This window comes from Providencia sp. PROV255, from assembly GCF_028478065.1.
Lineage (GTDB): Bacteria > Pseudomonadota > Gammaproteobacteria > Enterobacterales > Enterobacteriaceae > Providencia > Providencia rettgeri.
Genome location: NZ_JAMPMI010000003.1, coordinates 367636 through 381257, shown reverse-complemented (window position 1 = coordinate 381257; position 13622 = coordinate 367636). Strand labels below are relative to the sequence as shown.

Sequence of the window (13622 nt, the reverse complement as noted above, 5' to 3'; positions counted from 1 at the left end):
AACTTATTGATTTAATTGTTTAACGAGGGTGGTAAACAGATACCAATTCCTCCTAATCCGCAATATCCATTCGGGTTTTTGTGTAAGTACTGCTGGTGGTAATCTTCGGCAAAATAGAAAGTGTCTAATGGCGCTATTTCGGTCGTGATTACACGAGTGTCATGCTGCGCTTTCATTGCATTTTGGTAAGCTTGCAGTGTGTCCATCGCTTGCTTATCTTGTTCGTCTGACACAGTATAAATGGCAGAGCGATATTGGCTGCCCATATCGTTCCCTTGGCGCATGCCTTGTGCTGGGTCATGGTTTTCCCAAAATAACGTCAATAATTGGGAGTAACTGATAACTTGCGGATCAAAAACAACCCGTACTGCTTCCGCGTGGCCAGTTCGTCCTGAGCAAACTTCTTCGTAGGTTGGGTTAGGGGTCACACCACCACAATACCCCGCAGAAGTTGAATAAACCCCAGCTTGCTGCCAAAATAATCGTTCAACTCCCCAAAAACAGCCCATGGCAAAATACGCAATTTCCATATTCTTAGGAATAATCTCAATCGAATGATGGTTAAGCGCATGATATGGTGAGTAGGTCATAGCAGTTGCTCTGCCGGGCAGAGGTTGTGCAATACTTGCAGAGTGAAATTTATTAAAAGGCATAATGATTCCTATATATAGTGACCACACAAATAATCTAAAAATAGGGATAAAAACTTGTGTCTATGGCGAATTTTACTCAAAATAAATTGATATGAAGTATTTAGTCAATCGAACAATCACCTTAGGAGTAGGCGTGTCGAAATACCCTCTAATTTGTTTTCTCTGCCTAACTGCGGCAGTGCCAGTGGTACACGCAGCTAATCTTCGTCTTAATATTGAAGGCCTTGAAGGACAACTTAATCAAAACGTTCGTGTACAACTGTCTAATATATCGCAAGATGAAGTTGTGCCAAACGGTCGTTTTCGAGCCCGTGTTGAGAAAGCAATTAAAGAAGGTTTAAAGCCTTTAGGCTATTACCAACCCACGGTTGAATTTAGCTACGAAGAAAAAACACCCCCTGCTCGTTCTGTTTTAACCGCCAAAGTCACTCCTGGGGAACCTATTTTATTAAAAGGGGTGAATGTTGAATTGCAAGGTGGCGCTAAAACGGACCCTGACTATGAAAAGATGCTCAAACAATATACGCCAAAGCTCGATACAGTTCAAAATGATGGTGAATACGAAGAATTTAAAGGGCGCTTTAGCAGTTTAGCCGTTCGCAAAGGTTATTTTGATGCGATGATGGAGAAAAGCCAACTGGGTATTTCTCTTGACCACCATGCGGCTTATTGGGATTTTGATTTTAACAGTGGCGAACGTTATCGGTTTGGCGCCATTTCTTATTCAGGCTCACAAATCCGTGAAGATTATCTGAACAACCTTGCGCCTTTCAAAAAAGGGGAATACTACACATCAGAGCAACTTGCTGAATTTAACCGCCGATTAGCTGAAACAGGGTGGTTCTCTTCTGCGATTGTGACTCCGCGTATCGTGAGTGCCCGAAAAGATAACTCCTATGAATTACCGATGGAAGCGGTGATGACGCCTAGAGCCAAAAATTTTATTGAGCTCGGTGGGGGTTATGCAACAGATGTAGGCCCTCGCGTTAAAACGACATGGAATAAGCCTTGGATTAACTCTCGTGGGCAGAGTTTAACGTCAAATATTAGTTTATCCCAACCAGAACAATTAATAGATGCAAGCTATAAAATTCCATTAAAAGCGAACCCACTTGAGCAATATTATGCGGTTCAAGGGGGCTTTAAACGGACAGATTTAAATGATACGCAAGCGAATACAACAACCTTGAATGTGTCTCGTAACTGGGATTATTCATCCGGTTGGCAATATGGTGTGAATATGCGTTGGATGCTGAGTAACTTTACCCAAGCCAACGTGACGAATACGACGATGTTGCTGTATCCCGGGGCCTATGTGAGCCGAATTCGCCAACGCGGCGGTGTGATGCCAACGTGGGGGGATAGCCAACGTTACTCTATTGATTACTCGAATAAAATTTGGGGTTCAGATATCGACTTTGCGGTACTACAAGCCAAAAATGTGTGGATCAGAACGCCATGGGAAGGTCATCGCTTTATTGTTCGTGGAAATATCGGTTGGATTGAAACCAATGATTTCGATAAAGTTCCACCGGACTTACGCTTCTTTGCGGGTGGTGATGGCAGTGTGCGTGGGTATGGGTATCAAAAAATCTCTCCAGAAGATAGCAAAGGTAAGTTGACAGGGGCATCAAAATTGGCCGTAGGCTCTGTGGAATACCAATATAACTTTACCGGAAATTGGTGGGGAGCAACCTTTATTGATAGCGGTGAAGCTGTTGATAACTTTAAGGACAATGATTTTAAAACAGGTGCGGGAGTCGGTATCCGTTGGGTCTCACCGGTTGGGCCAATAAAATTAGATTTAGCCAAACCTATTGGCGATCCAGATAACAACAAAATACAGTTTTATATCGGCTTGGGGACTGAGCTATGAGGTGGTTGAAGTGGCTAAAATGGACCAGTCTTTCCATTTTATTAATTCTTGTTCTGGTTGTTGCCGCACTCAGTTGGGTGATTGGAACGCAATCAGGTCTTCACTTTGCATTAAATACAGCGACACGTTTTGTTCCTGAATTAACCATTGATAAAATTGACGGTGATATTAGTGACTTAACGTTAAGTGGCGTTAAATATCAAATGCCAGGCATCGATGTTAATGCGGGGAAATTAAATTTAGCGGTACGTCTAGGTTGTTTAACAAGCCGTGAGCTATGTGTCGACAACTTAGGCACGGAAAATGTCACTGTTACTGTCGATACCACTCAATTCCCCCCTTCAGAAGAAACGCCACCATCTGAACCACTGACTGAACTCAAGGCACCTTTGACCATTCGTTTGAATCAATTGGCTTTGGTTTCAACACACGTCAATGTAGATGGCATGGATATCGATTTAGCGAAATTTACTACAGGGGTAACGTGGGAAGGAAAAGCGATCACGATCATTCCAACCGACATCATTGATTTGGCGATTAATTTACCTGAAACCAAATCAGATGCCGTCGTTGAAGAGAAACAGCCAGACCCAATGCCGATTAACGAACAAAAATCATTGGCAGACGAATTAAAAACGCTATTTTCTAAACCGTTACTCGCTGAATTACCAGAAGTTATTTTACCTGTTGATTTAAATGTTGATGGAATTAATGCTTCGAATTTTCAGTTAACGGGGGCGGCTGAGCTAAAAATTAACCAATTGCACCTTAGTCTTTCGAATGAAGGGCAACAAGTCCTCGTTAAACAGCTAAAAGTCGATGCACCGCAAGGGAATATTGCGTTATCTGGCTCGGCAACTTTGCAAGATAAATGGCCAGTCTCATTATCAGTCGTGGGTGAAAGCCGTTTAGAAGATTTAAATGGGCAAAAAATAGACCTCTCCTTAAAAGGCGGTTTGATTGATGAACTAAAATTGGCCTTGAACTTACATGGGCCAATTAATGCAAAATTAGATGCAGAAACGGATTTGTCACAAGCAGACTTGCCGATTCTACTCACACTAGAAAGCGATAAGTTAACGTGGCCTTTAGTCGGAGAAGCGCAGTATCAATTAGATGGCACACGCATACGCTTGAACGGCCGCCCATCCGCTTATGATATGTCTGTACGTTCAGCTATCACTGGGCAGGATTTACCACCTTCGACCTTGCTATTAGATGCGAAAGGTAATGAAGAGCAAATTAATTTAACTCGCTTACGTTTAGCTGCTTTGCAAGGTCATGCTGATATTACTGGCGTTGCGGACTGGAGCAAGGCAATTAGTTGGAATGCAGTATTGACCCTTTCAGGTATTAATACTGCCAAACAGTACCCTGAATGGCCTGCTAAAGTGGAAGGTAAAATTGCCACGCGCGGAAGTTTATACGGCGGTAGTTGGCAGTTGGATATTCCTGAAATTGTTTTAGACGGCAATGTTAAAAATAACCTCTTAAAAGCGCGCGGTAAAGCCAAAGGTAACGCAGCTGGTCAATGGGATATTCCAAACTTTAATTTGGCACTGGGTAAAAACCATGTCGATGTAAAAGGCTCTCTTGCCGATAAATGGAACCTTGATGCCAAAATTAATGCCCCTGCTCTCAATGGCTTGCTACCCGGCTTAGGGGGAGTGATTGCCGGTGATGTGAAATTGCGTGGTAATTTACAGACACCAGAAGCCCTTGTTGACCTTACGGCACGCGGCGTGAAGTGGCAGGATGACCTTGCTATCGAGAATGTTGTTATCAAAGGAAATGTAGCAACAGGCGAGCAAATTAAAGGGGATTTATCCGTTGTTCTTCGTCAGTTGAAGCAAGGTGATCTTGTCGTCAATAACCTAACTTTAGACGCGAAAGGAAGTGAAAAACAGCACACGCTTAAGTTGAACATGAAGGGCGAACCGGTTTCTGGGCAATTAGCATTAGCAGGTAGTTTTGACCGGCAGACTGAAGTGTGGAAAGGGAATTTAACCAATACCTTATTTGATACGGTGGTGGGTGAATGGCGCTTAAACCAAGCGATGTCACTCAATTATGCTAACCAAACGCAAGAAGTGACTATCGGCAGCCATTGTTGGGTCAACCCGAATGCCCGTTTGTGTGTACCAAAACCGATTAAAGCAGGTAAAAGTGGTAGCGCAGATATCGTGCTAGAACGTTTTGACCTCGCGATGATCAAACCGTTTATGCCACAAGATACTCGAGTCAGCGGCGTATTTACGGGTAAAGCCAATGCGATTTGGAAAGCAGATGGCAGTATGCCGCAAGTGAAGTTGGACTTGCGAGGAAATGATGTCAAAGCGGTTCAGTTTGTGGATGGCACTCGTTTACCTGTTGCTTTTGATACCTTAACGTTAAGCGCGGGCTTGAAAAATGGCAAGGCAGACCTTAACTGGTTGTTTGGGCTAACGAATAATGGCCAAATGCGCGGCAATATTCAAATTTCTGATATTGAAAAGCGCCGCTTACTGTCGGGTAATGTTGAAATCAATTCAGTGACATTAGATTTAATCAAGCCGTTGCTGGGCCAGAAGGAAGTGGCGAATGGGCGTTTGAGTGCGAACTTACGTTTAGGTGGGTCAGCGAATAACCCATTATTAAATGGTAATTTAGCGCTTTCGAGCTTAGAAGTGAGATCGGCAATGATCCCGTTTGATATCAAAAGTGGTCATTTAGGTATTAATTTCAACGGCACAAGCTCAGTAATGAATGGTCAGATAAACACGCCAGAAGGCTATCTGAACATTGATGGTGATGCAGATTGGCGCAATGTTAATGCATGGCGTGCAAAAGTCATGGCACGAGGTAATAACCTTCGAGTTTCTTTACCGCCGATGATCCAAATTGATGTTCAACCGGACATTGTATTTGATGCATCACCTTCGGTACTCACGCTAAACGGTACCGTCAATATTCCGTGGGCACGAATTACTGTTCAAGAACTCCCTGAGTCAGCGGTAAGCCCATCATCGGATGTGGTGATGTTAGATAGCAACCTGCAGCCAATTGAACAAAAAGCGCCATCCATTCCTATTCAGACCAATTTAGATATTAAAATTGGTAATGATGTTCGATTGGATGCGTTTGGCTTAAAAGCGCGCCTGACGGGTTTATTGAAAGTGGTTCAGAATATCCATGGCTTGCACATCAATGGCCAAGTGGATATTCCAGCCGGTCGTTTCCGTGCTTATGGGCAAGATTTGATTGTCCGTAAAGGCCAAATTCAATTCTCAGGCCCTGCGGACCAACCATTCTTAAACTTAGAAGCCATTCGTAACCCAGACAACACGGCAGATGGCGTGATTGCTGGGGTGAAGGTCACAGGGCTTGCGGATAAACCGAAAGTAGAAATATTCTCTGAACCGGCGAAAACACAACAAGAAGCGCTGTCTTATTTATTAAGAGGAGAGGGCTTAGATAGTGGAGACGCAAATGGTTCACAAATGACATCTATGTTAATAGGCTTAGGTGTAGCACAAAGTGGGCAACTCGTGGGTAAAATAGGTGAGACATTTGGAGTCTCTGATTTAGCCGTCGATACCCAAGGTGTGGGGGATGGTTCTCAAGTCGTTGTAAGTGGTAAGATCACTAATGATTTACAAGTGAAGTATGGAGTTGGTATCTTTGACTCATTGGCGACGTTAACTTTACGTTATCGGTTGATGCCAAAACTGTATTTAGAAGCTGTGTCTGGTGTTAATCAGGCATTGGATCTCCTCTACCAATTTGAGTTTTAGATTATGCGTGTAATTGTTTATGGCAGCTTAAGACAAAAGCAAGGAAATCATCACTGGATGACTTATGCTCAGCTACTCGGTGAGCATAAGCTAGAAGGCTATGAACTGTATGATCTTGGATATTATCCTGCGGTTGTCAAAGGAGATGGGGCAATAGAGTGCGAGGTTTATCGAATCAACCCGTCCATTTTGACAGAGTTAGATGAGTTAAAGAAAAACTCTCAAGACTATGTGAGGGAGCTCATCCCAACGCCGTATGGCAACGCTTGGATTTATCTGTATAAACATTCTGTTGATGGTCTACGCCAAATAAAAAGTGGCGATTGGCTGAAACGTGATGAAGAAGTATAACGGCTCAATAACCACTATCGAGTCGTAAAAATAAAAAACGCCAGCATTATTGCTGGCGTTTTTTATCAACGAATTGGCTTGTTAGGGCCCATAAAAAAGCTCTGGTATTAACCAGAGCTTTCATAATGTTCCGAGAGGGAGATTATTTTTTTGCAGCGCGTTCGAAAGATTCGATGATCTCTGCTTTTGCAGACGCAGCATCTTCCCAACCATCAACTTTAACCCACTTACCTTTTTCTAAGTCTTTGTAATGTTCAAAGAAGTGAGTAATTTGAGCACGCAGTAATTCTGGCAGGTCGTTCACATCTTTAATGTGATCGTACTCTTTGCTTAATTTAGTGTGCGGAACAGCAACTAATTTTGCATCTTCACCAGATTCGTCAGTCATTTTCAGTACGCCAACAGGGCGGCAACGAATGACTGAGCCTGGTTGTAATGGGTATGGTGTTGGGACTAATACATCAACTGGGTCGCCATCTAGAGACAGGGTGTTGTTGATGTAACCATAGTTGCATGGATAGAACATCGCTGTTGACATGAAACGGTCTACAAACAGCGCACCAGACTCTTTATCAACTTCATATTTGATAGGATCTGCGTTCGCTGGAATTTCGATGATAACATAGATATCTTCTGGCAGATCTTTACCTGCCGGTACATTGTTCAGGCCCATTTAAATGTATCCTTTGTGTGAATAATGAATTTACCCTTGCTAACTTGTTGGAGGGCATCACATTTATGGCGGCCTTCAGACAAATTAAATACTCGGGTAGATAGCGTGGGGAACATTATAGCCGTAAAGAGGGGTAAAACTCACTAGTTGGTGAAAAAAAGGAACAAAAAAGGCGGGAAGCCCCGCCTTATAATTAATGAATTAGATTATTCCGTGTCAGGGAATTCACGCATAAATGATTCTGCTTTCTCTACCATCGACTCAGTTCCGACAAAGAACGGTGCGCGTTGGTGTAATTCGCTAGGCATGATATCTAAAATGCGGTTTGCTCCGTCACTGGCTTTACCACCGGCTTGCTCTGCTAAAAATGCAATTGGGTTGCATTCGTACAGAAGGCGCAGTTTTCCATTTGGATGGCTTGCGGTACTTGGGTAAATATAAATTCCCCCTTTGAGCAAGTTACGATGGAAGTCTGCAACCAAAGAACCGATATAACGAGTGGTATACGGGCGATTTGTTGCTTTATCTTCTTCTTGGCAATATTTAATGTACTTTTTAACACCCATCGGGAACTTGATATAGTTTCCTTCGTTGATGGAGTACATTTTCCCTTCGGAGGGGAACATCACTTTTTCATGAGATAAGCAGAAAACGCCCAATGATGGGTCGTAAGTAAACGCATGAACACCAACACCAGTGGTGTAAACCAACATTGTTGATGAACCATAAACCACGTAGCCCGCAGCCACTTGGCGATTACCTGGTTGCAGGAAATCGGCTTCTGTAACCGGTTGGCCAATCGGTGTAATACGATGGTAAATGGAGAAAATTGTTCCAACGGAAACGTTTACATCGATGTTCGAAGAACCATCAAGCGGGTCCATTAAAACAACATATTTTGCGTTTTCTGCACGGTCTCCTTCGAAAATGACAATTTCGTCTTCTTCTTCAGAGGCGATACCGGCGACTTCTCCGCGTGCTTTTAAAGCCGCTTTCAGTTTTTCGTTTGCATACAGGTCAAGCTTCATCTGAACTTCACCTTGAATATTCGAAACACCGTTAGTGCCAAGAATATCGACAAGTCCAGCTTTATTAATATCACGATGGATAATTTTAGCGCCCAGTTTGATAGCTGATAATAAAGAAGTCAGCTCACCTGTTGCATGAGGAAAATCTTGTTGCTTTTCGACGATGAATTCGCCTAATGTTTTCATGACGAAGGTCCTGAATAAAATTGACAGAGGTTTTGCGGGGCATTTACCCTCGCGCGGGAAGAGTTTAACTAAATAAAAAAAAGATTAATAGGTTAATGCATTTATAAACCTGTTTTTGATGGGTAGAATAGTGACCAACCTCATGCTAATTGGATGAAAAAGAATGCACATACATATTTTAGGTATATGCGGTACCTTTATGGGAAGCTTAGCAATATTGGCTCGTTCTTTAGGACATAAAGTGACGGGTTCGGATGCCAATGTATATCCACCGATGAGCACATTACTTGAAAATCAAGGAATTGAACTCATTCAAGGGTATGATCCGGCTCAGCTTGACCCAATACCGGATATGGTAGTGATTGGTAATGCAATGACGCGTGGTAACCCTTGTGTCGAAGCCGTGTTAGAAAGAGGTTTGCCGTATACATCTGGCCCACAGTGGCTTCATGACCATGTCTTACCTGAACGTTGGGTACTGGCTGTGGCGGGAACTCATGGTAAAACAACCACCGCGGGAATGCTTGCATGGATTTTAGAAGACTGTGGTTACAAGCCTGGTTTTCTAATTGGCGGTGTTCCAGGGAATTTTGATGTCTCCGCTAAGATAGGTGAAAGCCCGTTTTTTGTTATCGAAGCGGATGAGTATGACTGTGCATTCTTTGATAAACGTTCTAAATTTGTGCATTACAGCCCGAAAACCTTGGTATTGAACAACCTTGAATTCGACCATGCGGATATCTTTGAAAACCTCGAAGCGATTCAAAAACAGTTCCATCATCTTGTACGTATTGTGCCAGCCAGCGGCAAAATTTTCACACCTGACAACGACAATCATTTAAAACAAGTGATTGGAATGGGCTGCTGGAGTGAACAAGAGCTGGTGGGTGGAGAGCATGGCGGATGGCAAGCTGAGAAGCTCAGCCACGATGGCAGCCACTTTGCTGTGTACTACCAACAAGAAAAAGTTGGAGAAGTCACTTGGTCACAAGTGGGTAATCACAATATCCAAAATGCACTGATGGCGATTGCAGCGGCTCACCATGTGGGCGTTCCAGTAAAAGAAGCTTGCCTCGCTTTGAATCGTTTTATCAATGCACGCCGTCGCCTTGAGCTACGTGGTGTTGAAAATGGTGTCAGTGTTTACGATGATTTTGCACATCACCCAACTGCTATTTTAGCGACGTTAGAAGCACTTCGCAGCAAAGTTGGCGGAACTTCACGTATTCTTGCGGTGCTCGAACCTCGCTCGAATACGATGAAAATGGGTATCAATAAAAATGATATTGCGCCTGCGCTAGGCCGTGCAGATGAAGTATTTCTGTTCCAACCTGCCAATATCCCTTGGATGGTCACAGACATCGCTGAAAAATGTGTTCAACCCGCGCGTTGGAGTGCAGATATTGAGGCATTCACCAATATGATTATTGAAACCGCACAGCCGGGCGATCATATTTTGGTGATGAGCAACGGTGGCTTCAGCGGTATTCATGGCAAATTACTCGCAGGTTTGAAAGCCAAATCAGAAACAGAGCAAGATGATTAATTCTATTAGCTAGCTATTTGATAACCCCAGTGATTCTTATGATTGCTGGGTTTTTTTATGTTTGGCATACCTAATGGGAGCTGTTCTATGACGAGACTTAATGTTATTGGGCTATTCATTTCTTTTTTTAAGCTTCCCATATAACAATCTAGTGAGTCAGTAAAAAGGTGGAATAAACAACCAACGGCAATGGCTTTAAGTTTCCATGATGGCATGAATAATAACACCACATAGATAACAGCAGCCCAAAAAGAATGAAGCGGGTGGAATCCGATGCCACAGCGCTCTGGGTCGAAAATCGGATCAGCCAGCAGATGATCTAAGTCGATAGCCATTGTGGCAATCATAATCAGGGCGGCTAGTTTCCAATTTTTTCGCCAAAACAGGTAACCAAAGGCAATTGGCATCAGAAAATGAAAGCCGTAGTGTATGAAGTTACGAAAAATATCAAATAGCAAAATGATGTCCCAAAATCGAATAGAAATAGATAAAAACAAAAAGAGGGAAATTCAATTTCCCTCTTTTGATGCTTAAATTAGTATGGATTAGAGCTCTTGTTCAAACAACGCTAAAATCGCTTCATATAGCTCTTTTGTGGTAAAATTGTTTGCTGGCGTTGAGAAGATAGTATCATCACCAGCAATACTACCTAAAATTCCTTCCGCTTTACCTAATGAATCTAACAAGCGTGCAATAAGCTGTGCAGCCCCTGGGCTCGTTCTGATCACGACAACAGAAGGGTTATAGTCTATATCCAAAACCAAATTTTTGAGTGGGCTGGTGGCGGTAGGAACACCGGGCTCTGTAGGTAGGCAATATACCATTTCCATTTTTGCATTACGGGTGCGAACAGCACCAAATTTAGTTAGCATCCTGGAAATTTTTGATTGGTTAATATTTTCGAAGCCTTCTTCTTGCAAAGCCGTGACGATCTCAGCTTGCGAGCTAAATTTTTCTTCTTTAAGTAGGGCTTTAAAAGCCTTAACCAAGTCTTCTTGTTTAGACGGAGTGCGCATAATTAACCCATTCTTTTGCATTGAACTAAGTTGTATTATCCGTAAAAGTGCATTTTTATGCAACAAAATTGCGTTATGATGATTTTATAACCAGTAATCACTTGAAGTTAGGTAAGCGCGTTTTGAGTTGATAGTCAGAAGTATTTATTTATCGTAAATTATAGAAATGAAAAATTAGCATGATAGAGCAATGAATTTTTCAGATATTCGTTGTAAATTTATTGTTAATAAAAATGTTTTTGATTGAATAATATACACTAAAAACAACTTATTGTGCGAAATGCAATAGCTAGAAAAACTATTTGTTAAAAAAGTGCCCGTTATCTCATTAACAGATAAGGAATTTGTTTAGAATACTGGCAATTATTAAACAAGTTCTCTTGCGTTAAACTCTCTCTCTATCTGTTAACAAATTGTTTTTTATACGTAATGTGTTAAGTGTATAACAAATAAAGTGATATCTTTTTAAAGTACAAATTAAGGAGTTTCAGAATGAAAGTTGCAGTCCTAGGTGCAGCAGGTGGTATCGGTCAGGCTCTCGCCCTTCTTCTCAAAAACCAGCTCCCAGCAGGTTCAGAACTCTCCCTCTACGACATCGCACCAGTCACTCCAGGTGTTGCTGCTGACTTAAGCCATATCCCTACTGATGTTAAAGTGACAGGTTTTGCTGGCGAAGATGCAAAACCTGCATTGAAAGGTGCTGACATTGTCCTTATTTCTGCGGGTGTTGCTCGTAAACCAGGTATGGACCGTTCTGACTTATTTAACATCAATGCGGGTATTGTCCGTAACCTGATCCAACAAATTGCTGAAACTTGCCCTAAAGCATTGATTGGTATTATCACTAACCCAGTGAATACCACCGTTGCTATCGCTGCAGAAGTCCTGAAAAAAGCAGGCGTCTATGATAAAAACCGTTTATTCGGTGTGACGACATTAGATATCATTCGTTCTAATACGTTTGTTGCTGAATTAAAAGGCAAAAATGTTAATGATCTTGAAGTGCCTGTGATCGGCGGCCACTCTGGTGTGACCATTCTGCCTCTGTTATCTCAAATTGAAGGTGTTAGCTTCACTGACGAGGAAGTTGCTGCGTTAACTAAACGTATTCAAAATGCAGGTACAGAAGTCGTTGAAGCGAAAGCGGGTGGCGGGTCTGCAACTTTATCTATGGGCCAAGCAGCTGCACGTTTAGGTTTATCTTTAATTCGTGGTCTCCAAGGCGAAAGCAATGTGGTTGAATGTGTTTACACCGAAGGTGATGGTGAACATGCTCGCTTCTTCGCACAACCTGTTGTTTTAGGCAAAAACGGTATCGAAAAGCATTTACCAATCGGTAAATTAAGTGCATTTGAAGAAAAAGCACTGAAAGATATGCTAGATGTATTAAAAGCAGATATCGAATTAGGTGAAAAATTCATTAATGGCTAATGCCAATTAATTTTTCCTAATAGTAAAAGGTTGAGTTTCGTTTTGAACTCAACCTTTTTTATTGGTAAGTCATCATGAAGCATGCTGCCGCATCCAATGGTCCCAATGCGGATCTGATGGTATTTTCTCTACTAAAAAATCAATAAATGTCCTGATTTTAGGTGAGTGAGTGTGGGCTGGGTGGTATAAGGCATATAGGGCAAATGGAGTGGATTTAGGGTCATAATCCAATAAAACAGGGAGCAATTCCCCATTTTCAATATAATTGCCTAGCATATAAGTTGGTAAACAAACGATACCTTGATGGCAGCGAGCCGCCTCTAATAACCCTAAGCTACTATTTACCTCAATCATATTATTAATTTCTAGAGGATATGCGCTACCGTCTTTATCTGTCATGCGCCAAGTGTCAGGAATATTTGGGTTAATTAAACAATTGTGTGATGCAATATCGGCAGGAGATTGAGGAATACCATATCGTTCGAAATAAGTACGGCTCCCACAGTATACCCAATTAATATTACAAATTTTTCGTAACGCAAAGTTTTCGGGGGGATGGCTGGTAATTCGTAACGCAATATCAAAATCGACTTCATTTAAATTAATGAGCTCATCATTAAGGTCAACAGACAAACTCACTTTCGGATTGGTTTCTCGGTATTCACTGTATATTTGCATTAAATGACAGACTCCAAATGCAATAGAACAGGTAATTTTTAATTGCCCTTGAGCATGTTGATAGAAGCTGGCGGTATTGACCAATGAGTCATCGAGATCGGCCAATAAGTTTTGCGATCGTTGCAATAAATAGCGCCCTGCATCCGTTAAAATAAAATTTCGCGTTGTGCGCTTTAGGAGTACAACCCCCAACTGATCTTCGAGTTGTTGAAGACCTCGACTAACTGACGATGGTGTTACATTCAGCTTCTTGGCGGCAAGGCTGAAGCTATTGCACTCGACGATTTTAATGAATAACTCTAAATGCCGAAAAATCGCGTAGCTGTCAATTTTTGCTTTAAACGCAAAAGTGTTTTTATTTATTAGCATTGTCATGCCCTATTAAACCCGTTTATTCCAGCATACTATAAT

The 13622-nt window shown here is 42.1% G+C and carries 11 protein-coding genes; 5 read left to right on the top strand and 6 right to left on the bottom strand.

The features are described from left to right. Positions 1-11: 11 nt before the first annotated feature. Positions 12-653 (bottom strand): peptide-methionine (S)-S-oxide reductase MsrA, encoded by a 642-nt coding sequence (gene msrA / locus PR725_RS03190; protein WP_109912129.1) that lies wholly within the window; start codon positions 651-653, stop codon positions 12-14. Positions 654-786: 133 nt separating this feature from the next. Between msrA and tamA the strand changes: the two genes are divergently transcribed. The 3 genes from tamA to PR725_RS03175 are packed head-to-tail and all read left to right on the top strand — an operon-like array spanning position 787 to position 6653. After that, positions 787-2529, top strand: coding sequence for an autotransporter assembly complex protein TamA (gene tamA / locus PR725_RS03185; RefSeq protein WP_004907439.1), 1743 nt, complete (start codon positions 787-789; stop codon positions 2527-2529). After that, positions 2526-6302 carry an autotransporter assembly complex protein TamB gene (tamB, locus tag PR725_RS03180; RefSeq protein WP_110731585.1) on the top strand — a complete coding sequence of 1259 codons (3777 nt, stop codon included), beginning with the start codon at positions 2526-2528 and terminating at the stop codon, positions 6300-6302. The genes tamA and tamB overlap by 4 nt, the downstream gene beginning before the upstream one ends. A 3-nt stretch (positions 6303-6305) precedes the next feature. Next, entirely contained in the window at positions 6306-6653 is a 348-nt protein-coding gene (locus tag PR725_RS03175; RefSeq protein WP_004907442.1) for a gamma-glutamylcyclotransferase family protein, read from the top strand. A 142-nt stretch (positions 6654-6795) separates the two neighbouring features. Here PR725_RS03175 and ppa read toward each other — a convergent pair whose 3' ends face one another. Together ppa and fbp are read right to left on the bottom strand one after the other, a co-directional pair. Beyond that, positions 6796-7326 (bottom strand): inorganic diphosphatase, encoded by a 531-nt coding sequence (ppa, locus tag PR725_RS03170; protein WP_004905951.1) that lies wholly within the window; start codon positions 7324-7326, stop codon positions 6796-6798. 206 nt (positions 7327-7532) lie between these two features. Further along, positions 7533-8540: a class 1 fructose-bisphosphatase gene (gene fbp / locus PR725_RS03165; protein WP_004907443.1), complete on the bottom strand. Its 1008-nt coding sequence runs from the start codon at positions 8538-8540 to the stop codon at positions 7533-7535. A gap of 163 nt (positions 8541-8703) precedes the next feature. Here fbp and mpl point away from each other — a divergent pair, with 163 nt between their 5' ends. Next, a complete protein-coding gene (mpl, locus tag PR725_RS03160; protein ID WP_109912127.1) occupies positions 8704-10086 on the top strand; it encodes a UDP-N-acetylmuramate:L-alanyl-gamma-D-glutamyl-meso-diaminopimelate ligase in 1383 nt (460 codons plus the stop codon). Positions 10087-10091: 5 nt separating this feature from the next. Here mpl and PR725_RS03155 read toward each other — a convergent pair whose 3' ends face one another. Together PR725_RS03155 and argR are read right to left on the bottom strand one after the other, a co-directional pair. Beyond that, the gene (locus PR725_RS03155) at positions 10092-10544 is read right to left on the bottom strand and encodes a DUF6122 family protein (RefSeq protein ID WP_232799074.1); all 453 of its coding nucleotides are present in this window, start codon (positions 10542-10544) and stop codon (positions 10092-10094) included. An 87-nt stretch (positions 10545-10631) separates the two neighbouring features. Next, positions 10632-11102 carry a transcriptional regulator ArgR gene (gene argR / locus PR725_RS03150; protein ID WP_004907450.1) on the bottom strand — a complete coding sequence of 157 codons (471 nt, stop codon included), beginning with the start codon at positions 11100-11102 and terminating at the stop codon, positions 10632-10634. Positions 11103-11594: 492 nt separating this feature from the next. On the opposite strand from argR, the gene mdh reads away from it, so the two are divergent. Beyond that, a complete protein-coding gene (gene mdh, locus PR725_RS03145; RefSeq protein WP_004905937.1) occupies positions 11595-12533 on the top strand; it encodes a malate dehydrogenase in 939 nt (312 codons plus the stop codon). Positions 12534-12605: 72 nt separating this feature from the next. Here mdh and PR725_RS03140 read toward each other — a convergent pair whose 3' ends face one another. Further along, entirely contained in the window at positions 12606-13580 is a 975-nt protein-coding gene (locus PR725_RS03140; protein WP_004905935.1) for a LysR family transcriptional regulator, read from the bottom strand. Positions 13581-13622: the final 42 nt, after the last annotated feature.

What these genes read in the sequence shown, in the direction of transcription:
- msrA (WP_109912129.1), bottom strand. Translation starts at nt 653, where the DNA reads ATGCCTTTTAATAAATTTCACTCTGCAAGTATTGCACAACCTCTGCCC.
- tamB (WP_110731585.1), top strand. Translation starts at nt 2,526, where the DNA reads ATGAGGTGGTTGAAGTGGCTAAAATGGACCAGTCTTTCCATTTTATTA.
- PR725_RS03175 (WP_004907442.1), top strand. Translation starts at nt 6,306, where the DNA reads ATGCGTGTAATTGTTTATGGCAGCTTAAGACAAAAGCAAGGAAATCAT.
- ppa (WP_004905951.1), bottom strand. Translation starts at nt 7,326, where the DNA reads ATGGGCCTGAACAATGTACCGGCAGGTAAAGATCTGCCAGAAGATATC.
- fbp (WP_004907443.1), bottom strand. Translation starts at nt 8,540, where the DNA reads ATGAAAACATTAGGCGAATTCATCGTCGAAAAGCAACAAGATTTTCCT.
- mpl (WP_109912127.1), top strand. Translation starts at nt 8,704, where the DNA reads ATGCACATACATATTTTAGGTATATGCGGTACCTTTATGGGAAGCTTA.
- argR (WP_004907450.1), bottom strand. Translation starts at nt 11,102, where the DNA reads ATGCGCACTCCGTCTAAACAAGAAGACTTGGTTAAGGCTTTTAAAGCC.
- mdh (WP_004905937.1), top strand. Translation starts at nt 11,595, where the DNA reads ATGAAAGTTGCAGTCCTAGGTGCAGCAGGTGGTATCGGTCAGGCTCTC.
- PR725_RS03140 (WP_004905935.1), bottom strand. Translation starts at nt 13,580, where the DNA reads ATGCTAATAAATAAAAACACTTTTGCGTTTAAAGCAAAAATTGACAGC.